Here is a 21,286-nt window from a genome sequence, read left to right on the forward strand (position 1 = left end):
CGCACTCGAACTAAAACTTTGCGATTATGTTCGCACGTTCAATGTTGCTAAGCATGATCATATTTTCAGCACCATCAATAGATAGTGTGATCATATCACTGCTAACTGATACTAAGTCGCCTTTAAAGTTACGACGACCATCTTGTGGAAGCTTAGTACGCACGCGTACTTCCTCTCCTTGCGCCTTCTCGTAGTGATCTTGTTTGAATAATGGACGATCAACACCAGGAGACGATACTTCCAAATCATATTCATTTGTAATCGGGTCTTCGACATCTAAAATTGCGCTTATTTGACGACTAGCATCAGCACAGTTATCAACCGAAATCCCCGCTTCATGGTCAATATAAACCCTAAGCGTAGAATGGCGACCTGCTTGTACAAACTCAAGACCATGTAGTTCAAAGCCTAACATTTCAACAGACGGTGAAAGCATGGTTAGTAAATCTTGCTCAAGTTTTGTCACGAAAATCCTCCATACAAACAAAAAAAGGGCTTATAGCCCTAAAATACGTAGCTTATTTTTTGGTTAAAACCAAGTGGTGCAGATACAACAACGCCCCGAACCAAGCGGGGCGTCACACCTAAAGCATAAAACTGTGTGGCCATGGGCCAAGCTTGGTTGCGGGTAGCAATGCCACCTAAATAAGCTCAATAGCTTAAACGCAAAACGCGCATTACATAGAATGCGCGACTTCATATAAATAACAGACTTAACGGCCATCTATATATTGGCTTTAGAATATAAAACAATCGCTAATGCAAGTCGCTTCTTTTCTTAATCCAATTTAAATTGGTTGCGGGAGCCGGATTTGAACCGACGACCTTCGGGTTATGAGCCCGACGAGCTACCAGGCTGCTCCATCCCGCGCCAACTGTTACTTATCACTAAGCAACTATTTAGCTTTATCACTCTAAGCTAAACAATGCGGCTATTATAAAGGCTCTTGGCATAATTAGCAACCAAAAAACAGATAAAGAATTACACTGTAAATATGCGATATTTAAGGGTAGGCGTTAGAAACAAACACGGAGTTGTTAATGGCAAATTTAAGTGGTGGCACCACCACCTATGACTTGATTAATAGCAAAAGCGGCTAGACTCAATAAATATATTATTAGTTGCGTTTACATGGTGAGTAGATATAACCATCTTTAGAGCTCAATTTGACTGAGACACGCTATGAATAACCAAATATAAGTTACTATTTACTTACCTATAATGGTTTCTATTGCCTATACTTAAAAAATATATTGGGCATAATTCGGGGGGATTTATGGGAATTAGTACGCTTGAAAAACAACTATTACTGAATAGTCTTCACGTTGTTAAACCCAACTTCCACTGCTTTTCATATACGTTTCAAATGCATGTAAAAAGAGAACCTCTTGATATGCTTTGTTTATCAAACAGTAAAATAAATGAAAAAACCTATATCCTTTATTGTGTCCTTGAACGTATCGTTATGCACTTGGATAATCTAAGAACAGTTACTCCTTTTATAGAACATTATGCTAAAAACTTAAGTAATATGGGCATGAGCCACCAAGACACAGATATTCTATGCAACTCATTCTTAGCGACTTTAAAAATTCATCTAAAAGGCTGTTATCCACCTAAGTTAGAAAGCATTTGGCAGCACGCAATTAATATATTCAAAAGTATTGTCACAGGTTATTTATTTAATACTAGCAACGTATTAAAACTCAGTGATTTCATGAATAAACAACAAGTCAATATTGAGTCATAGCCTACAATACCGTCATAAAAAATCCGATCGCATGACTCTTTGTCTTCGTAAAGCAGCTATACACTATAAATCCATGAACAATAAATTAGTCTGGCATATTCTATGAAATACAAAACTCTTCGATTTATTTTTGGCGATCAACTTAACCCTAACCATAGCTGGTATAAAGAGCAGCAACAGGATGACATCCTTTATGTTATTGCCGAATTAAAGCAAGAAACAGGCTATGTTAAACATCATATTCAAAAAGTCGTTGCTTTTTTTAGTGCCATGGAAAATTTTGCCAATGCGTTGAAAAGCGCAAAATTAAACGTACTTCACCTAACTTTAGATGACACACAAAATGACAAAACGCTTTACGATCTTTTAGAGCGGTTAGCACAACGTTACCATTGCAATAAAATTGAATACCAATACCCGGATGAATACCGCTTGCAAAAGCAAATGGATAATCTTAAACAAAATAGCACAATAAAGGTGAAAGGCACCGACACAGAGCACTTTTTATTACCATTTAAAGATATACCTAAGCATTTTAAAAAAGACAAACATATCAAAATGGAGTTTTTTTATCGGATGATGCGAAAGCGTTTTGATATCTTAATGGAAGGTGACTCGCCTAAAGGCGGCCAATGGAATTACGACCAAGCTAACCGTAATAAGCTTAAAAAAGCTGATTTGGAGAAAATACCCCAAGCAAAGGTATTTCAAAACTCTATCCGAAATATTGTGACACGTATTGAAAGCCATGATGTGAAAACATTTGGCCACTGCTCTGATACTTTACTTTGGCCTACCAGTCGTAATCAGGCAAAACAATTACTTGATTACTTTTGCGCATATTTACTTCCTTTATTTGGCCAGTTCCAAGATTCAATGACCTGTAATAGCTCTGAACAATGGAGCCTATACCATAGCCGCATTTCTTTTGCGCTAAACACTAAAATGATCCACCCGATGCAAGTCATAAACCAAGTTCTTAAAGAGTTTGAATCGCGACCTAACGATATCAACCTAGCACAAGTTGAAGGATTTATTCGGCAAATTCTGGGATGGCGTGAGTATGTACGTGGCGTTTACTGGCAAAACATGCCCGACTACGCAGTTAAAAATGAATTAAACGCTAGTCGTTCTTTGCCTGATTATTTTTGGCATGGAAAAACTAATATGAACTGTATGAAACATGCAATTAGCCAAAGTTTAGACACGGCATACGCGCATCATATTCAACGCTTAATGATAACCGGTAATTTTTGTTTATTAACTGAGATGGACCCTGCCCAAGTAGATAGTTGGTATCTGGGTATTTATATCGATGCCATTGAATGGGTAGAAATGCCTAACACACGCGGTATGAGTCAGTTTGCCGATGGAGGGCTTATTGCAACTAAGCCGTATGCGGCAAGTGGAAATTACATAAATAAAATGAGCGATTACTGCAAAGATTGTCATTATAACGTAAAGGAAAAAACTGAAGATTCTGCATGTCCTTTCAATAGCTTGTATTGGCACTTTATGGATAAGCATGAAGAAAGATTATCTCGAAACCCGCGTATCGGTATGGTGTATAAAAATTGGCAGAAGCAAGCTCCAGAACAACGCCAAGCCACCCTAGACAGAGCTAAATGGTGTATAGATAATATTGAAAGCTTATAGACAATATTTATTACTGAACCAGTAACAAAAAAGCCGCCTCAAATGAGGCGGCTACTAAAAATAACAAGTTAATTAGGGGAAATAATGTTTAAGGGTTGGTTATTTCCCTTCTAGCAAGTTACCACTGCCAATTTCAATTTTGCGTGGCTTTAATGCTTCTGGTATTTCACGTTCTAAGTCAATACTCAGTAAGCCGTTAGCTAAATCTGCGCCAAGTACTTTAACATGGTCGCCTAGCTGAAATTTACGCTCAAAGTTACGTTCGGCGATACCCTGATGAATAAACTTACGCTCATCAGATTCACCTTTTTCGGCTTTTAAACCTGCAACTTTTAAGGTGTTGTTTTCTGACTCAATGGTCAGCTCATTGTCACTAAAACCGGCTACAGCCATAGTGATACGGTATTTGTCTTTATCGAGCGCTTCGATATTGTACGGAGGAAAACTTGGCTGCTTGTCTGTGCGAGCCGCGGCATCCATTAAAGATGCTAAGTGATCGAAGCCAATGAATGAACGATAAAGTGGTGATAAATCTACTGTACGCATAATAATATCCTCATATTTAAGCGATATTTTGCATGTGCTTTTCGTTTGAACAAGCGCAGGCAAAGTTTAATTAATAATATAAATTTCAATTACTTCTGTTTGATTTGGGACCCATCAGGCGTCCTCACTAAACTATATATGGACGGCAAAATTGTTTTCAAGTAAAAAAATAAAAAAGTTTAAAAAATAATGAGGGACATACTCTTTGTATGCCCCACTCCTCTAAATTATGGTGCAAATGTGCCACGAATTGGGTAATCGTTTTCACGAATAAACTTAATACCTGAGAGTAGCGCATTTAGATCAGGGCGCGAAAATGGCGCGTTAGATTTATCAGTGATCTGAATTTGATTATCTTCATTAAGTACAAATATCGCAGGCTCTGCAAATGGATGATCGGTCTCATTTTTATTACGCGGCTCACTAATATAAACGCCTAAATCAGTCATTTGCTCGAGTGTTAAGCCAGAATAAAGCGGGAAATTAACCTCTAAGTCCTTCAAATGTCCGTTCAACTGCTCTTGGCTATCAGCACTGACAGCGGCAACCTCGATACCAGCCTCAGTGTAGTCATCTTTTATCTTAGCCAGAGCGTTTAATTGCTTAGTGCATAGCGGGCAATGCTTACCACGGTAAATAACTATCATCTTCCAAGGTAACTCAGTTTGTCGCTCGGTTATATCAAGAGATTTGCCATCAACATCATTTGCCGTCAATGTAGGCATTATGTCTGCGGGTGCTGTAATCTTGTTCATAATCATGATCTCCTTTGTAAAGTGTAAACCTAAACATCTTCATGGTTTTCATTAAAATAACTTAGGGTTAAACTTAATAATTCAACCACAAGAATGTCACTCAGTTTGGAGATATGCTTGAAACTCATTCGCAGTACACTGATAAACATAGCTTTGGCAGCAATAATCTTTTTTCTGGTTAGCGCGTTTCAAGAGCGTAATCTACTAAAGACAAATAACAGCCCAGCTCCCTACTTTAGCTTGGCATTGCTTAATAATATCGATAAACGTTTGAGTATCGCTGAGCTTAAAGGAAAAACGACTGTTATTTACTTTTTCGCCCCCTGGTGCACGGTTTGCAAATACAGCATGCCAAATTTAGAAGCCGCCATAAAAGGCAGTGACATTAATGCGATTGGTATTGCACTGGATTATAAAAGTACAATGCAAGTAGAAGAGTTTGTCAGTGATTTAGCGCTGACAATGCCAATACTGCTTGGAAATGAGCAAACTCAAGCTAACTATAAAGTATCCGCTTTTCCTACCTATTACATTATCAATGAGCAACTTCAGATCAGTGCGCGTTCTATGGGTTATTCAAGCCAATTAGGTATTACATTAAGGGCTTTGTAACTGTGTAATAATTTGCAACACTTAGCCTACAAGTACTTACAGTTTACTAAGTATTTTTACGTTGTTTCTCTCTATGATACGTGGCAGTCACATTCGTTCACAACCATGGAAGAGACATGATAGCCAACCAACTGAACACACTTTTTTGTTTAACGCCGCTTGCCCTTTGCTTGCCACTATTAGCACAGGCAAATACTGATTCATCAACAAATAAAGACACAATGGAACATATAGACGTTGTCTATAAACGCAGCAGTATCACCAGTGAAATAACAGAAAACACTGAAAAATTAGTCACTATGCCCGGCGCAATGGGCGACCCGCTCCGTGCTGTTTTTGCATTACCAGGTGTCGTTGCTGCGGGTGGCTCAATGAGTGAGCCAGCTGTACGTGGTTCATCACCTGATGACAACCTATTTGAAGTTGACTTTATGCCTGCAGGCTATATCTTTCATGACTTTGGCAGCTCCATTTTTAATCGTTATTTAATTCAAGATTTTCAGTTTTACTCGGCAGGCTACGGTTCCAGCTATAGCAATGCCACTGGTGCCGTGTTTGACGTAACACTGCTTAACCCAAAGTACCAACCGATTACAACCACACTGGATTTTACAATGTTTAATGCCGGTGTTTTTATGGAAGGACAGTTAACAGAAAACACCGCATTTTATTTATCAGGGCGAAAAAGTACCTTACCCCTATTTTTCTCAAAGGGTGAAGAGCTTGAAGATGACGATGGAGAGCTCAGTGGTGTCACCATTAACGATGCGCCTGATGATCATGACTATCAAGGAAAGTGGATTTGGGACATCAATGATAAAAATGCACTTACGGTATCATTTACAGGCGCTAAAGATTCAGTTGCAGCAGGTTTTAATCAGCGTGCCGAATTATCACTAAAAAATCCAGAATATCAAGGCGATGCTGATTTCATTCGCGAATTTACCAGCCAAAGTATTTTGTGGGATCACTTTAATAAAGACTTTAGTTTACGGTTAGGTATTGGTGCACTCGATCATTCAGGGCGATTAGAATACGGTAAACGCGCCACCTTGAGTGATGGTTTTTTTGAAGAAGAACAGGAAAAACAAATCACCTATAAAGGCCGCTTAAATTGGCGCATCAATAAAGCGCAGCAACTTGTATTTGATGCTGCTTATTTTGATAACGACACAACTTACAGTTACGATGGTTTTCAGTATCTTTGTACTGAGCTGGACCCTGATTGTGATTTAAATAAAGGCGAACGCATCACGGGCAAAGACAGCCTCGCACTTGATAAATACTTTGTTGGTGCTAGTCATATTTGGGATATCAATGAGCAATGGCAAAGTGAAGTGGGTGTACAGTATCAGAGCAATGATTACACCGATGAAGATTTTGTTATGCCACGCCTTGCGCTTACCTACTTTATTAATGATCGTAACAGTATTAACGCCAAATATGGCCACTATAACCGTATGCAAGATGTTGACTACCTATTACCAGAGCATGGTAACCCTAATTTACGTTCGCAAACCTCAAAACATGGCAGTCTAGGTTTTGCACAAGAACTTGCGGGTGATTGGACATGGTCTGTTGAAGGGTATTATAAAACCATGGACGATTTACCATTAGCATTAAATAACTACCCTGACGCAGCAACACTTTACAGCAACGATGTCACAGGGCGCGCTTACGGTGTTGACTTATTAATTAATAAAAATAAAACGGATAAATGGTATGGCTGGCTCGCTGTGAGCTATGCAAAAAGTGAGCGTACTGATCAACGCCAAAACATAACCCGAGACTATTACGCAGACACCCCTTTAGTTGTCAATATGGTGTTTAATTATCAAATCAGTGAAAAGTGGCAAGGTGGCTTTAACTTCACAGCACGCAGTGGTCAAACTTACACCCCTATTATTGGTGTGAAAGAAAACCCCGAATTTGAGGGGCGGTTTTTACCTGAATACGGCGACCCGTTCTCCAAGCGATTTGATGTATATCATCGCCTTGATATTCGTTTCGAACGTGAAACAGACTTTTGGGGGTTAGATGGCGTTTTAATTTTAGAACTAATGAACGCATACGGCCAAGGTAATACAAGCAGTATAGATTTAGACTATCAAAAAGTGTCCTCAACGAATGATTTAATTATCAAAGAAAGTGATGACGATTTTGAGATGCGCCCTTCAATTGGCTTCAGCCTCACCTTCTAACTATTTGATGAGCTCGTAGTGTCATTAATCACTCGAGCTCATCATTTAAATAGAATTAACTAATCGTTTTTTTACACTGTATATTTTGCTTCAGTTAGATAAGATAGACAAAACCAAATCGAGGAGAGCGATATGTTAACTGTAATTTTTGGCCGTGAAGGCTGCCCATTTTGTGTTCGTGCAAAAGATGTTGCACAAAAATTAGCTGATGAACGTGATGACTTCAAATTTCGTTATATTGATATTATCAAAGAAGGCATTAGCAAAGAAGATCTAGAACAGTCTGCTGGTAAACCATGCCCGACTGTTCCGCAAATTTTTGTAGACCAAGCTCACATCGGTGGGTTCACTGAATTTGAAGCTTACGCAAAAGAAAACCTCGGCTTATACAAATAAGTATTGCGTTGTTATTATTAACCAGTTCAACTTGAGCGAATATTGAGCTGGTTAAATTTCAATCAACATCAAGCACATATAAATTAGTTGTAATTTATACAAGCAATTGCCTCGTATTTCCTATACAATGCGCGCCTCTTTAAATTCGTTGAGGCGTATTAATGTCAGAACCAGTCACGTTTGAATCTCTAAATCTTTCTCCTGCAATTTTAAAGGCAGTTGAAGAGTTGGGTTACAAGACACCATCTGAAATCCAAGCTCAATGTATACCGTTATTGCTAGAAAGAAAGGACGTACTGGGACTAGCACAAACGGGTACAGGTAAAACAGCAGCATTTGCACTGCCATTACTAAACAATATTGACCCGTCTGTGAAACAGCCACAGATCCTTGTACTCACACCAACCCGTGAGCTTGCGATCCAAGTTGCTGAGGCATTTGAACAATATGCAAAACACACTCGTGGTGTAGAAGTATTGGCACTTTATGGTGGCCAAAGCTACAGCATCCAATTAAGTGCACTTCGTCGTGGCGCGCAAATTATTGTCGCAACGCCTGGTCGCTTAATCGATCACATTAACCGTGGCACAATCAAGTTTGATGCTTTGCAAGCACTTGTACTTGATGAAGCCGATGAAATGTTACGCATGGGCTTTATCGATGATGTTGAAAACATCATGGAAAAAACGCCGCGTGAAAAGCAAACATGTCTTTTCTCTGCGACTATGCCTAAGCAAATCCAAAATATCAGCAGCAAATATATGAATAACCCTGAACAGGTTCATATTTCTGCACGTAACTCGACTGTATCTTCAGTTGAGCAAGTATTTTGGAATGCTCACGTACATAAAAACAAAGCCATCGTACGCTTCTTAGAAGCTGAACAATACGAAGGTGCAATTGTTTTCGTACGTACACGTAACGACACAGTTCAACTTGCTGAATTATTAGAGCGCGAAGGTTTCTCTGCTGCGCCTCTTAATGGTGATATGAACCAGCAAGCACGTGAACGTACTGTTGATCGCTTAAAAAGCGGCATGCTAAACGTTGTTATTGCAACAGACGTAGCTGCTCGTGGTCTTGATGTTGACCGTTTAAGCTTAGTTATCAACTACGATATTCCACAAGACTCTGAAGCCTACGTTCACCGTATCGGCCGTACAGGTCGTGCTGGTCGTACTGGTAAAGCAATTTTATTCGTTAAGCATAACGAGCGTTATTTACTTAAAAATATCATTCGTCATACTAAATCTGAAATTGCCCAAGTTGAACTACCAACAGCTAAAGTTGTTGAAGAAAAACGTATCAATGCATTACAAGAGAAGCTTACCCTTGCTCTTGAAAATAAAGATATCACTTTCTTCAATGAAGTTGCTGCTAACATGGCACAAAAACTTGACCTTGCTCCTGAAGACTTAGCCGGCGCATTACTGTGTTTAGCACAGCAACAATCGCCAATCAAAGTTGAAGAAGTTAAGATTCAACCACGTGAGCGCAATGAGCGTAATCCACGCAATGAACGTGGTGACCGTGGTCGTCGTAACGAACGTGGTGGTGAGCGCACTGAGCGTAAACCTCGTGAGCGTAATAGCCGTGATGCAGGTCCTATGGATACTTACCGTATCGAAGTAGGTCGTGAACATGGTGTTCAAGTTAAGAACATTGTGGGTGCAATCGCTAACGAAGCTGATATCTCAAGCAAGTTTATTGGTGACATTCGTCTTCACGACAGTCACAGTACGGTACAATTACCGCAAAACATGCCTAAAGATGTACTTGATCACTTCCAAAAGGTGTTTATTTGTAAACGCCCAATGGGTATGACATTGACTCAAGATCAAGGCCCAGCTGAGCCACGCGGCGAACGCTCTGAACGCCCTAGCGGAGACAGAAAGCGTAACTTTAACAAAGACAACCAACGCGGTGATAAGCGTAGCGGTCCTCGTAAAGAACGTCGTCCAGTGAGCTTTACATCTAACTAAGTTACTTAGTTCAGATAGTCGACTAAAAAGCCTTTTCATTAATTTGATAAGGCTTTTTTGTTTCCTCCTCCGAAGTATTTCCACATAAAAGACTTCATGCATAAAAGGTGTTCAAATGCGCTCTGGCGTATTATGACACTAGAGTTCACACCTGCTCATCACTAATCATAAAATACCTTGAGAGAAGCTTAGAGAGCCTTAACAACTCACTACTATGTACTTATCTGAACTTTGGGTAATAAAGCTATCTATAGCGGCTACTTTCAATGCTACCTGCGTTGAATTGACATGCAATAGGCCAGCTATTGACGCGTAAATTGGCCTGTTATCGCTAAAAGTGCCCGACTGAAGCCGGATAAATACCTTTGTTATTTGATATCAATTCATTACTTAAGAACATGGCTAAAGTCCCTTCAGAGCTAATATTTGACTTAAACACTTGCCCTTTTACATGCGCTAAATAAGGATTGTAGTTCGACGATAGATGTCCTCTTTATTAACACAACAAGAAAACCTTTAAAAATATCACTTCTCATAATGTAGCTCTTGTTTAGTGCGTCATACCCATTAAATTTTAGGCATAAAAAAAGCGCCTCGCGGCGCTTTTTAATAATTAACTAAACTTTTTTTACTCAGCAGTTGTTGCTTGTGCTGGCAGGTTTAACTCTGCTTTAGCTTTTAATGCATCAATGAAAACCATGTAGTTTTTATTTACTTGGCTCATAGTAATGTTTTGCTTTTGCTGTGCTTCAATTTCACCCTGAACAGTGCCATTCGTCACTGACTTAAGTGCAACAATTGCAGCGTCACCATTATTAAGCTCTACTTTATCAACAACAGGGTTCCCTTCAGGGCGAGCCATTTTAAATACTTGCTGAACAATCGCAGGTGAAACTGTGAATGCTTGACGAGTAAGTGCAGCTTCATTACGAACCTCTAAACCTTGTTCAGATGCAAGTGCTGTTAAGGTCTTGCCTGATGAGATTTCTGCAAATAGTTCAGACGCCTTTTCTTTTGCAAGCTCAGATGCTTTTTGACTAACTAAACGAGCTTTGATTTGTTCAGACACATCATTTAATGGCTTAGTCGCAGCTGGTACATACTCGCTAACACGAACAATAACAACACGCTCATCAGCAATTTCTATTACTTCTGAGTTCATACCGTCTTCAAGCACATCTGGTGAGAAAATAGCACTCATCACCGCTGGTGTATTTAATGGCTCTGGTAAAGCATTGCGTGCAAGTAAAGGGGTTGTTGTCACTTCAACATTAACAACTTCTGCTGCATCAACTAAGTTATCAGACATTTCAAATGCAACTTCACTCATTTGTGTTTGCTTCTCATAGAAAGCATTCACTTTTTCAGTGCGCTCAAGCTCTGCACGTAAATCCGCTTTCACATCATCGTACGCCTTAGTTTGTTGGCGCTGGATATCTGTTAACTGGATGATATGATAGCCAAATTCAGATTCAACCACATCAGTGAAATCACCCGTTGCATTGAGTGCAAAGGCAGCCTCTTCAAATGCAGGATCCATCATGTCGCGTTCAATCCAATCTAAATCACCGCCCATTTCAGCGCTGACAATATCATCGGATGACGACTCAGCTAGTGCTGAAAAATCAGCGCCTTGTTGTAATTGTACTAACAAGTCTTCTGCTTTACTTTTTGCCGCATCATCGTCTTCACTGTTATCGATTAATATATGTGATACACGACGTTTTTCTGGCTCTAAGTATTGTGCACTGTTTTGCTCATAATACGCTTTTACTTGCTCTTCAGTGACATTACTTTGTAAATTTAATTCAGCCGCATTTAAGTCAATATAGCTGACCGCTACTTGTTCTGGAGCCATAAATTGTGAAGTATTAAGGTCGTAGTAATCAGTAATTTCTTGCTCGGTAACTTCTACACCTTCTTGAAGCGACTCTTTACTGATTACAACGTAATCAATCGCACGTGTTTGCTGCTGAAGAGCAACAGTGCTCGCCAACTCGTTATCAAGCGCAAAGTCCGTTCCCGCTACAGCAGAAATAAGCTGGCTGCGCGTCATGTCTTCACGAAGAAATTCACGAAATGCATCCGGTTGGAAATTCATCTGACGAATAACTTGCAAGTAACGGTCGTTATTGAACTGACCACCAATTTGAAAGTATGGTAATTCTAAAATTGCTTTTTTAACACTGTCATCGCTTACTCGAAGGCCTAACTCGTGAGCAAGTTGTGTTTGCAACTCTTGCTGTACTAGACGATCAACAACACCTTGGCGAATTTGCGCCATGTAATTTGGATCAGCAGAAATTTGTGCGAAGTATTCGCCAAATTGCTGTTCTAATCGATTACGCTCATTCTGGTATGCACGGCTAAATTCTGTTTGGCTAATTTTAATACCATTTACTTCAGCAACTGGCTGCTCTGTGGTCTGACCTAAGTAACCACCGATCCCTGCTAAAGCAAAAGATAAAATCACTGCACCTAAAATAACTTTGGCTACCGGTCCTTGCGAACCTTCTCTGATTTTCTCAAGCATTTATTTATCTCTATTCTATTCTGAGGCAGAAATCGCCTAGCTCATGTAAAAAAAGCGTATCTTACCAGATACGCTTTTTTTCTTGAAGCTGTTGGCGATAAAGATAGCTGTTTGTGCTAAAAAGCGACGAGCTTCTTTAACTGCCAAAACTAACTCATTGAAAACAATAATTAGCTATTACATGCATCTTTAAGCGCTTTACCCGCTTTGAAAGCTGGGATAGTTGCTGCGGCGATTTGAATTGTCTCGCCAGTTTGTGGGTTGCGGCCTGAACGCGCTGCACGTTCACGTACAGAAAAAGTACCGAAACCTACAAGTGCTACTGAATCGCCATCTTTAAGAGCGCCAGATACAGACTCGATGAATGAATCTAGTGCACGACCTGCAGCCGCTTTAGAAATGTCAGCGTCAGCTGCGATTTGATCGATTAATTGAGATTTATTCACAATATCATCCTCTTTCATTGTTATTATCAAGAGCGATTGTTTTTTAAACTAACATCACTGTTTTGAAAATTTGGAGCAAACTATTTCATGCTCATACGATTATATTTTTTCTTAAGCCTAGGCTACATAAGGCCTAGGCTTGAAAACCAGTGCTTAACTTATCATACCATCTGGATTTGAAAAGCCCTTTAAAGCACTTTTTTTAGGTTTTTTACTGGTTTTTAGCCGTTTCGACTGAAAAACTTTCAACTGGGTGCACAAGTGCTAATTTTAAAACCTCATCAATCCATGTAACAGGGTGAATATCAAGGCCTGCCAACACATTGTCAGGGATCTCTTTTAAGTCACGTTCGTTAATTTTTGGGATGATAACGGTTTTAATTCCACCACGATGCGCCGCCAATAATTTTTCTTTAAGACCACCAATTGGTAATACTTCACCACGTAGTGTTATTTCACCAGTCATCGCTACATCTGCTTTTACTGGATTACCCGTTAAGCTGGACACTAAACCAGTGACCATCGCAGCACCTGCACTTGGCCCGTCTTTTGGCGTAGCACCTTCAGGTACGTGTACATGGATGTCACGCTTTTCATAAAAATCATCATTAATACGGAAGGTATCAGCACGGTTACGTACTACAGTCATCGCCGCTTGAATCGACTCTTGCATTACATCACCCAGTGAACCCGTATAACTTAACTTGCCTTTACCTGGTACAGCTGCGCATTCGATTGTTAATAAATCGCCGCCTACTTCTGTCCACGCTAGACCTGTTACTTGACCGATACGGTCACCATCTTCAGCTTTACCGTAATCAAAACGCTGCACACCTAAGAAATCTTCTAAGTTTTGCTCATCGATAGTGACTACTTTTGTTTCTTTCTCAAGCAAGATGTTCTTTACAGCTTTACGGCATAATTTAGACACTTCACGTTCTAAGTTACGTACACCGGCTTCGCGGGTGTAGTAGCGAATAATACCCACGATAGCACTGTCTTCTATTACAACTTCGTTGTTTTTAAGACCATTGCGTTTGATTTGCTTTGGAATTAAATGTTCTTTAGCAATGTTTAGTTTTTCATCTTCGGTGTAACCCGATAAACGAATTACTTCCATTCTGTCTAATAATGGACCGGGAATATTAAAGCTATTTGATGTAGCAACAAACATAACGTCTGATAAGTCGTAATCAACTTCTAAGTAATGATCCGCAAAATGGCTGTTTTGCTCAGGATCAAGAACTTCCAATAGTGCTGATGCTGGGTCGCCACGCATATCAGACGACATTTTGTCGATTTCATCTAATAAGAATAATGGGTTTTTAACGCCCACTTTACTCATATTTTGAATCAGTTTACCTGGCATTGAACCGATATAAGTACGACGATGGCCGCGTATTTCAGCTTCATCACGCACACCACCTAGCGCCATACGAATATACTTACGACCAGTTGAGCGAGCAATCGACTGCCCCAATGAGGTTTTACCAACACCAGGAGGACCCACTAAACACAAGATCGGACCTTTAAGTTTATTAGTACGCTGTTGAACTGCGAGGTATTCAATAATGCGTTCTTTAACTTTATCAAGACCATGATGATCGCTATCTAAAATCTTTTGCGCGCCGGCAAGGTCTTTTTTCACCTTAGAGCGTTTTTTCCATGGTACGTTAATTAGCGTATCAATATATGAGCGCACAACAGTGGCTTCAGCCGACATTGGCGACATCATTTTTAACTTAGCTAATTCTGAATTGGCTTTTTCTTGTGCATCGCTGCTCATACCTGACTCTTCAATACGCTTTTTCAGCGCTTCGAATTCATCGGGTACGTCATCAAGTTCACCTAGTTCTTTTTGAATAGCCTTCATTTGCTCATTGAGGTAATACTCACGTTGAGATTTTTCCATCTGCTTTTTAACGCGTGTACGAATTTTCTTCTCAACTTGCAATAAGTCTATTTCACCTTCCATCAACGCCATTAGGTATTCTAGGCGTTCAGTAACATCGGCGATTTCAAGCACTTTTTGTTTTTCAGGTACTTTCAATGGCATATGTGCAGCCATTGTATCAGCGAGACGTGGCGCTTCATCAATACCACTTACAGAGGTTAATACTTCTGGTGGAATTTTTTTATTGAGCTTGACATAGCCTTCAAATTGACTGATCGCACTGCTGATAAAAATATCTTGTTCTTGCTCTTCTATTTCTTCAGAGCTGATAAACTGCGCATTCGCTACAAAGAAATCTTCGTTATCAACGAAATCTTCAAGTTTTGCGCGCTGAATACCTTCTACCAGTACTTTTACAGTACCGTCAGGCAATTTTAGCAGCTGTAAAACAGTGGCAATTGTACCAACACGATAGATATCGTCTCGCTCTGGTTCATCTACTGTTGCGTCTTTTTGCGCAACAAGGAAAATTTGTTTGTCTTTATCCATTGCCGCTTCAAGGCATTTAATGGATTTTTCGCGGCCTACAAAAAGCGGGATCACCATGTGCGGGTATACCACAACATCGCGCAGTGCCAGCACCGGGATTTCGACTCGATCTGTTCTCTCAAGCGTCATTATATTCTCTTCGCTCTTCATTTATTTTAATGATTACTCAAGTATATGGGGATAACCTAAGTAAAGTTCAACAATTTATGTCATTTGTAAGAAAAAATTATAAAAAAAGGAGCCTTAGGCTCCTTTTTCAATTATTAGTGATTAAATTTCACTCTGATGCAGCTTTATCTTGGCTGGCACTTTGGTAAATCAAAATTGGGTCTGACTCACCTTTGATGACCGTTTCATCAATAACCACTTTGCTGACTTCTTCCATAGATGGAAGTTCATACATGGTATCGAGTAGTACGGCTTCAACAATTGAACGCAAGCCACGTGCACCCGTTTTACGTTCCATTGCTTTATGAGCAATAGCGCGTAAAGCATCTTCACGAAACTCAAGTTCCACGTCTTCCATACCAAATAGTGCGCTGTACTGCTTAGTCAGTGCATTTTTAGGCTCATCTAAGATTTGCACTAATGCAGCTTCGTCTAACTCGGTTAAAGTAGCAACAACAGGTAAACGGCCAATAAACTCAGGGATCAAACCGTACTTAACTAAATCCTCTGGTTCTACGTCTTTAAATGTTTCACTCAAAGAGCGACTCGCAGCCGACTCTTTAACGCTAACACCGAAGCCTATGCCAGTGTTTTTATGGCTACGTTGCTCAATTACTTTATCAAGCCCTGCAAATGCACCACCACATATAAATAAGATTTTAGAGGTATCAACCTGCAAAAATTCTTGTTGTGGATGTTTACGACCGCCTTGTGGCGGTACTGATGCAACAGTGCCTTCAATTAATTTAAGTAAGGCTTGCTGTACACCTTCACCTGATACATCGCGGGTAATTGATGGGTTATCAGATTTACGTGAAATTTTATCGATTTCATCAATATAAACGATACCACGCTGTGCTTTTTCTACGTCGTAGTCACACTTTTGCAATAGCTTTTGAATGATGTTTTCAACATCTTCACCCACATAACCGGCTTCGGTTAGTGTCGTTGCATCTGCCATTGTAAATGGTACATCAAGTAAGCGTGCTAATGTCTCTGCCAATAATGTTTTACCACTACCTGTTGGGCCGATAAGCAAGATGTTACTTTTACCAAGTTCAATATCAGATGTTGTATTTTGATTACGTAAGCGTTTGTAGTGGTTGTATACCGCTACCGACAATACTTTTTTAGCGTGCTCCTGACCAATAACGTAGTCATCTAAATGATTACGAATTTCTTTTGGTGCAGGCAGCTTATCAGACGTATTGTGCTTTGGCGCAATGTCTTTGATTTCTTCCCTGATAATATCGTTACACAGCTCAACACATTCATCACAAATGTATACTGAAGGGCCTGCAATTAGCTTACGAACTTCGTGCTGGCTTTTGCCACAAAAAGAGCAGTATAACAATTTATTACTTTTGTCGCCGTCTGTAGGAGTGTCAGACATTCAGCTACCTCATCTTATACGTTGGCTGCCAAAATTAGTGGCAGCTATTTTAATACGCTTAACTATACCAAAAAATAATGGTTTTCACAGTGTAATCAACCTAAGCTAGTACTTGAGATACTAGCTTAGTGACTTTTTACTTACTGTCGCGATTCGAGAACACTGAATCAACCAGGCCATATTCAACAGCTTGGCTAGCGCTCATAAAGTTATCACGATCTGTATCACGTGAAATAATGTCTAATGGCTGACCTGTATGCTCTGACATTAAACGGTTAAGCTTGTCTTTAATAGACAGGATTTCTTTGGCGTGTATTTCAAAGTCAGACGCTTGACCTTGGAAACCACCTAATGGTTGGTGAATCATCACACGTGAATTAGGCAGGCAGTAACGCTTACCTTTTGCACCAGCTGTTAGTAAGAATGCCCCCATGCTAGCCGCTTGGCCAACACAGATAGTGCTTACATCTGGCTTAATAAAATTCATTGTATCGTAAATAGCCATACCTGCAGTTACTGAACCGCCCGGTGAATTTATGTATAAAAAGATATCTTTATCAGGGTTTTCAGATTCTAAAAATAGCATTTGCGCTAAGATTAGATTTGCCATGTTATCTTCAACTTGACCCGTTAAAAAAATGATTCTCTCTTTTAATAGTCTCGAATAAATATCATACGAGCGCTCGCCTTTTGCTGTCTGTTCAACAACCATTGGAACTAATGCATTTAGAGGATCTGTAATACCAGTGTTATTCATACTTATTCTATTCCTTATGCGCTTATACTTGTCTTATTTTATGAAAAGCATAGTTATCTTTTTGGCAAAATTGAAGGCCACAAACTAAAATGGCTCGGGCACGCTGTATAATACAGAGTAACACGAGCCATTTAATCGTTAGCGAGGACTTAAGTCAATGACTTATTAAGCACCTTGCTGTGGATTCATGATGTCATCAAATGCTTTTTCAACGTCAGACACGGTTGCTTTAGCTAAAATAGCTTCAACTGCTTGCTCTTCCATTGCTACATTACGCATTTGCTGCATAAGTTGATCATTTGCTTTGTAGTATTCTACTACTTCAGTTGGATCTTCGTATGCTGATGCAACATTAGCGATTAACGCTTCAACTTTAGCGTCATCTACTTTGATCTCGTTCGCTTTAATTACTTCGCCTAGTAGAAGGCCAGTTTTAACGCGCGTTACAGCTTGCTCATGGAACAGTTCAGCTGGAAGCTCAGGCATGTTTTTAGCGTCGCCACCAAAACGTTGTGCTGCTTGCTGACGTAATGCATCAATTTCTTGATCTACTAACGCTTTAGGCACATCAATTTCATTGTTAGCTAAAAGACCTTTGATAGCTTGGTCTTTCACGTTAGCTTTAACCGCTTGGTCAAGTTCACGTGTCATGTTCTTTTTAACTTCTTCTTTAAGTGCGTCAACGCCACCTTCAGATACACCGAATTTAGTTGCGAATTCTTCGCTAAGTTCAGGAAGTTCTTGTGCTTCAACTTTCTTCACAGTGATAGTGAATTGAGCTGCTTTACCTTTAAGATTTTCAGCATGGTAATCTTCAGGGAACGTTACATCAGCAACAACTTCTTCGCCTGCTTTTTTACCCACGATGTTATCTTCAAAACCTGGGATCATACGACCTTGGCCAAGTTCTAGTGGGAAGTCTTCAGCCTTACCGCCTTCAAATACTTCACCATCGATTTTGCCTTCGAAGTCAACCGTTACACGGTCATTTTCGCCAGCAGCAGCATCAACATCAGCCCATTCAGCATGTTGCTTACGAAGTGTTTCTAGCATGTTAGCTAAATCTTCGTCAGTTACTGTAACAGCTGGTTTTTCTACAGCAATCTTGTCTAAACCTTGAACTTCAACTTCAGGGTAAACTTCAAATGTTGCAGAGAATTCTAAATCTTTGCCAGCTTCTAACGCTTTAGGAGCGAAAGTAGGTGTACCTGCTGGGTTGATTTTTTCAGCTACGATTGCTTCGTAGAAGTTACGCTGCATTAGTTCACCAGCAACTTCTTGACGCACTGCGCCACCATAACGTTTGTTGATTACAGACGTTGGTACTTTACCTGGACGGAAACCATCAATACGCTGGGTTTTAGACAGTTGTTGTAAGCGTTTTTTTACTTCGGTCTCAACGTTCTCTGCAGGAACGGTGATGGTCAGACGGCGCTCAAGGCCTTGAGTCGTCTCAACAGAAACTTGCATGATTTACCTCAATCTTCAATTTTGGCGACTGTTCGCCTTCCTTACAAACACGGTGATCACTATGCGTTTTGGCACGTTCAAAGTCATTTAATGACTTATCAACCCCATCTCCACTATAAGATACCAATGCTGCTCTGCCCTTCGGGCACTATGTTAAACAATAGACGCGGCATTATAACCTAATATTTATGATAGTCGAGTCTAGGGGGCAATTATTTGGTTAGATAGCGCATTATAGAAGGTGATAGGATAAAAAACAGGCGTTTTAGATAGCAATTTTTAAGCGCATTTGCTTTTTTGAATAAAAATAATGAAATGGTTTTATAAAATATAGTATGAAGAATTTTTATTATTTGTGTTTTGAAGAAATTATAAATTTAATATCACTTAACTTTAGAGGTAAAGAAAGTGGTCGGCGATGCAGGATTTGAACCTGCGACCCCTTGGACCCAAACCAAGTGCGCTACCAAACTGCGCTAATCGCCGATATATGAAGAATTAACTTCTATTTTTCTGTGAACACTTAAACTGAGAATTTAAGACCATTTCCTAAAGAAAGTGGTCGGCGATGCAGGATTTGAACCTGCGACCCCTTGGACCCAAACCAAGTGCGCTACCAAACTGCGCTAATCGCCGATATTCTTTTTTTGTAAATTGGGGTGACTGATGGGGCTCGAACCCACGACAACCGGAATCACAATCCGGGGCTCTACCAACTGAGCTACAATCACCACGGCATTTACTTGTTTTCGAAATGGCGCACCCAGAAGGATTCGAACCTTCGACCGACGCCTTAGAAGGGCGTTGCTCTATCCAGCTGAGCTATGGGCGCATCGAAAACTTCATAGCAAACCAATAAGCTTCTTTATTTAAAAAGTGGTCGGCGATGCAGGATTTGAACCTGCGACCCCTTGGACCCAAACCAAGTGCGCTACCAAACTGCGCTAATCGCCGATGCTTACTATTGTCTGCGAGTGACCTCGTTGACAACGGGGTGCATAATAGTGATTTGACTGGATTAGGTCAAACCTTTTTTTAAGAAAATAAATCAATCGGTCATTTTTAGTTCACAATGCCTAAATATTGTAAAAATAAGCTAAAATTTCAACTGTTTTATTTAATTGTGCTGCATATCTAAAAAAAGCAACTTGGCGCTTTGGTGCTTTTCTGCGAAAATAGACAGACTAAATAGCAAGACAAACAGCGCTGGTTAAAGCCAGTCTCGTTTACCCCTTAAAAAACGATTGTTTCTTGCTATGTATCGGTTTCAAGTTAACTAACCCTAATTAAAGGTCACCCATGACGGCAAACATCATCGATGGTAAGGCAATAGCTAAACAAGTACGAAGTGCAGTAGCAGAGAAAGTAAGTGAACGAGTAGCAAATGGATTACGTGCTCCGGGGCTTGCGGTTGTACTTGTAGGACAAGACCCTGCGAGTCAAGTCTATGTTGGTTCAAAGCGCAAAGCCTGTGAAGAAGTTGGTTTTGTATCAAAATCATTTGATTTACCTGCTGATACATCAGAGCAAGCACTGTTAGATCTAGTCGATGAGCTAAATAATGATAAAACAGTAGACGGTATTTTAGTTCAATTACCTTTACCCGAAGGCCTTGATGCAGAAAAAATTCTTGAGCGTATTACACCATTAAAAGATGTGGATGGTTTTCACCCTTACAATATCGGCCGTTTAGCACAGCGTATGCCTGCATTGCGCCCTTGTACACCTAAAGGAATTATCACATTACTTGATTCTACAGGCGTTAAATATAAAGGGATGCATGCTGTAGTTGTTGGTGCATCAAATATCGTTGGCCGCCCGATGGCATTAGAGTTATTACTTGCAGGTTGTACTACAACGGTGTGCCATAAATTTACTCAAGATTTAGAGACGCATGTGCGCCGTGCTGATTTGCTGGTAGTTGCGGTAGGTAAACCTGAGTTTATACCGGGTGACTGGGTTAAAGAAGGTGCGATGGTTATCGATGTCGGTATTAACCGCTTAGATACGGGCAAACTCGTGGGTGATGTACAGTATGATATAGCTGAACAAAAAGCACACTTCATTACGCCTGTACCTGGTGGTGTTGGGCCAATGACGGTTGCAAGCCTGATTGAAAACACGTTAGAGGCCTGTGAGAAATACCACAGTTAATAAATGTCCCGTCCTGAAATAGG

At 40.1% G+C, this 21,286-nt stretch carries 16 protein-coding genes and 6 tRNA genes; 7 read left to right on the forward strand and 15 right to left on the reverse strand.

The window, feature by feature from the left end; all coding sequences use genetic code 11:
* Positions 1–10: 10 nt before the first annotated feature.
* The gene (gene rimP, locus CSC79_RS14790; RefSeq protein ID WP_099296523.1) at positions 11–466 is read right to left on the reverse strand and encodes a ribosome maturation factor RimP; all 456 of its coding nucleotides are present in this window, start codon (positions 464–466) and stop codon (positions 11–13) included.
* 328 nt (positions 467–794) lie between these two features.
* Positions 795–871, reverse strand: a tRNA-Met gene (locus CSC79_RS14795).
* A gap of 406 nt (positions 872–1,277) precedes the next feature.
* Between CSC79_RS14795 and CSC79_RS14800 the strand changes: the two genes are divergently transcribed.
* Together CSC79_RS14800 and CSC79_RS14805 are read left to right on the forward strand one after the other, a co-directional pair.
* Positions 1,278–1,751 (forward strand): globin, encoded by a 474-nt coding sequence (locus tag CSC79_RS14800; protein WP_099296524.1) that lies wholly within the window; start codon positions 1,278–1,280, stop codon positions 1,749–1,751.
* 102 nt (positions 1,752–1,853) lie between these two features.
* On the forward strand, positions 1,854–3,407 hold the full coding sequence (locus CSC79_RS14805; protein ID WP_099296525.1) for a cryptochrome/photolyase family protein: 1,554 nt from the start codon (positions 1,854–1,856) through the stop codon (positions 3,405–3,407).
* Positions 3,408–3,506: 99 nt separating this feature from the next.
* Here CSC79_RS14805 and CSC79_RS14810 read toward each other — a convergent pair whose 3' ends face one another.
* On the reverse strand, positions 3,507–3,953 hold the full coding sequence (locus CSC79_RS14810; protein ID WP_099296526.1) for an Hsp20 family protein: 447 nt from the start codon (positions 3,951–3,953) through the stop codon (positions 3,507–3,509).
* Positions 3,954–4,180: 227 nt separating this feature from the next.
* Positions 4,181–4,708: a peroxiredoxin-like family protein gene (locus CSC79_RS14815; RefSeq protein ID WP_099296527.1), complete on the reverse strand. Its 528-nt coding sequence runs from the start codon at positions 4,706–4,708 to the stop codon at positions 4,181–4,183.
* 117 nt (positions 4,709–4,825) lie between these two features.
* Between CSC79_RS14815 and CSC79_RS14820 the strand changes: the two genes are divergently transcribed.
* The 4 genes from CSC79_RS14820 (at position 4,826) to CSC79_RS14835 (ending at position 9,899) form a co-directional block, all read left to right on the forward strand.
* Positions 4,826–5,320 (forward strand): TlpA disulfide reductase family protein, encoded by a 495-nt coding sequence (locus CSC79_RS14820; protein WP_099296528.1) that lies wholly within the window; start codon positions 4,826–4,828, stop codon positions 5,318–5,320.
* A gap of 116 nt (positions 5,321–5,436) precedes the next feature.
* Complete coding sequence (locus CSC79_RS14825; RefSeq protein WP_099296529.1) at positions 5,437–7,521, forward strand: TonB-dependent receptor; 2,085 nt, start codon at positions 5,437–5,439, stop codon at positions 7,519–7,521.
* A 132-nt stretch (positions 7,522–7,653) separates the two neighbouring features.
* Positions 7,654–7,917 (forward strand): GrxA family glutaredoxin, encoded by a 264-nt coding sequence (locus CSC79_RS14830; RefSeq protein ID WP_099296530.1) that lies wholly within the window; start codon positions 7,654–7,656, stop codon positions 7,915–7,917.
* Between the two features lie 161 nt (positions 7,918–8,078).
* Positions 8,079–9,899 (forward strand): DEAD/DEAH box helicase, encoded by a 1,821-nt coding sequence (locus tag CSC79_RS14835; RefSeq protein ID WP_099296531.1) that lies wholly within the window; start codon positions 8,079–8,081, stop codon positions 9,897–9,899.
* Positions 9,900–10,527: 628 nt separating this feature from the next.
* On the opposite strand, the gene ppiD is transcribed toward CSC79_RS14835, so the two are convergent.
* The 11 genes from ppiD to CSC79_RS14890 all read right to left on the reverse strand — a co-directional run bounded on the left by ppiD (position 10,528) and on the right by CSC79_RS14890 (position 20,063).
* The gene (gene ppiD, locus CSC79_RS14840; protein WP_099296532.1) at positions 10,528–12,432 is read right to left on the reverse strand and encodes a peptidylprolyl isomerase; all 1,905 of its coding nucleotides are present in this window, start codon (positions 12,430–12,432) and stop codon (positions 10,528–10,530) included.
* Between the two features lie 170 nt (positions 12,433–12,602).
* Positions 12,603–12,905, reverse strand: coding sequence for an HU family DNA-binding protein (locus CSC79_RS14845; RefSeq protein ID WP_290209683.1), 303 nt, complete (start codon positions 12,903–12,905; stop codon positions 12,603–12,605).
* Positions 12,906–13,089: 184 nt separating this feature from the next.
* A complete protein-coding gene (gene lon / locus CSC79_RS14850; protein WP_099296533.1) occupies positions 13,090–15,450 on the reverse strand; it encodes an endopeptidase La in 2,361 nt (786 codons plus the stop codon).
* A 148-nt stretch (positions 15,451–15,598) separates the two neighbouring features.
* Complete coding sequence (gene clpX / locus CSC79_RS14855) at positions 15,599–16,882, reverse strand: ATP-dependent protease ATP-binding subunit ClpX (protein ID WP_099296534.1); 1,284 nt, start codon at positions 16,880–16,882, stop codon at positions 15,599–15,601.
* Between the two features lie 136 nt (positions 16,883–17,018).
* The gene (gene clpP / locus CSC79_RS14860; RefSeq protein WP_099296535.1) at positions 17,019–17,639 is read right to left on the reverse strand and encodes an ATP-dependent Clp endopeptidase proteolytic subunit ClpP; all 621 of its coding nucleotides are present in this window, start codon (positions 17,637–17,639) and stop codon (positions 17,019–17,021) included.
* A gap of 165 nt (positions 17,640–17,804) precedes the next feature.
* The gene (tig, locus tag CSC79_RS14865; protein WP_099296536.1) at positions 17,805–19,109 is read right to left on the reverse strand and encodes a trigger factor; all 1,305 of its coding nucleotides are present in this window, start codon (positions 19,107–19,109) and stop codon (positions 17,805–17,807) included.
* A gap of 409 nt (positions 19,110–19,518) precedes the next feature.
* Positions 19,519–19,595: transfer RNA gene (locus CSC79_RS14870), tRNA-Pro, on the reverse strand.
* Between the two features lie 73 nt (positions 19,596–19,668).
* Positions 19,669–19,745: transfer RNA gene (locus CSC79_RS14875), tRNA-Pro, on the reverse strand.
* Between the two features lie 19 nt (positions 19,746–19,764).
* A tRNA-His gene (locus tag CSC79_RS14880) sits at positions 19,765–19,840 on the reverse strand.
* Between the two features lie 24 nt (positions 19,841–19,864).
* Positions 19,865–19,941 (reverse strand) — tRNA-Arg (locus tag CSC79_RS14885).
* A gap of 45 nt (positions 19,942–19,986) precedes the next feature.
* Positions 19,987–20,063: transfer RNA gene (locus tag CSC79_RS14890), tRNA-Pro, on the reverse strand.
* A gap of 345 nt (positions 20,064–20,408) precedes the next feature.
* On the opposite strand from CSC79_RS14890, the gene folD reads away from it, so the two are divergent.
* Positions 20,409–21,263 carry a bifunctional methylenetetrahydrofolate dehydrogenase/methenyltetrahydrofolate cyclohydrolase FolD gene (gene folD / locus CSC79_RS14895; RefSeq protein WP_099296537.1) on the forward strand — a complete coding sequence of 285 codons (855 nt, stop codon included), beginning with the start codon at positions 20,409–20,411 and terminating at the stop codon, positions 21,261–21,263.
* The last annotated feature ends 23 nt before the right edge of the window (positions 21,264–21,286 follow it).

Source organism: Pseudoalteromonas sp. 3D05 (assembly GCF_002723455.1).
GTDB lineage: Bacteria > Pseudomonadota > Gammaproteobacteria > Enterobacterales > Alteromonadaceae > Pseudoalteromonas.

Coding starts and splice junctions, on each gene's coding strand:
- CSC79_RS14800 (WP_099296524.1), top strand. CDS start 1,278: ATGGGAATTAGTACGCTTGAAAAACAACTATTACTGAATAGTCTTCAC.
- CSC79_RS14805 (WP_099296525.1), top strand. CDS start 1,854: ATGAAATACAAAACTCTTCGATTTATTTTTGGCGATCAACTTAACCCT.
- CSC79_RS14810 (WP_099296526.1), bottom strand. CDS start 3,953: ATGCGTACAGTAGATTTATCACCACTTTATCGTTCATTCATTGGCTTC.
- CSC79_RS14815 (WP_099296527.1), bottom strand. CDS start 4,708: ATGAACAAGATTACAGCACCCGCAGACATAATGCCTACATTGACGGCA.
- CSC79_RS14825 (WP_099296529.1), top strand. CDS start 5,437: ATGATAGCCAACCAACTGAACACACTTTTTTGTTTAACGCCGCTTGCC.
- CSC79_RS14830 (WP_099296530.1), top strand. CDS start 7,654: ATGTTAACTGTAATTTTTGGCCGTGAAGGCTGCCCATTTTGTGTTCGT.
- CSC79_RS14835 (WP_099296531.1), top strand. CDS start 8,079: ATGTCAGAACCAGTCACGTTTGAATCTCTAAATCTTTCTCCTGCAATT.
- ppiD (WP_099296532.1), bottom strand. CDS start 12,432: ATGCTTGAGAAAATCAGAGAAGGTTCGCAAGGACCGGTAGCCAAAGTT.
- lon (WP_099296533.1), bottom strand. CDS start 15,450: ATGACGCTTGAGAGAACAGATCGAGTCGAAATCCCGGTGCTGGCACTG.
- clpX (WP_099296534.1), bottom strand. CDS start 16,882: ATGTCTGACACTCCTACAGACGGCGACAAAAGTAATAAATTGTTATAC.
- clpP (WP_099296535.1), bottom strand. CDS start 17,639: ATGAATAACACTGGTATTACAGATCCTCTAAATGCATTAGTTCCAATG.
- tig (WP_099296536.1), bottom strand. CDS start 19,109: ATGCAAGTTTCTGTTGAGACGACTCAAGGCCTTGAGCGCCGTCTGACC.
- folD (WP_099296537.1), top strand. CDS start 20,409: ATGACGGCAAACATCATCGATGGTAAGGCAATAGCTAAACAAGTACGA.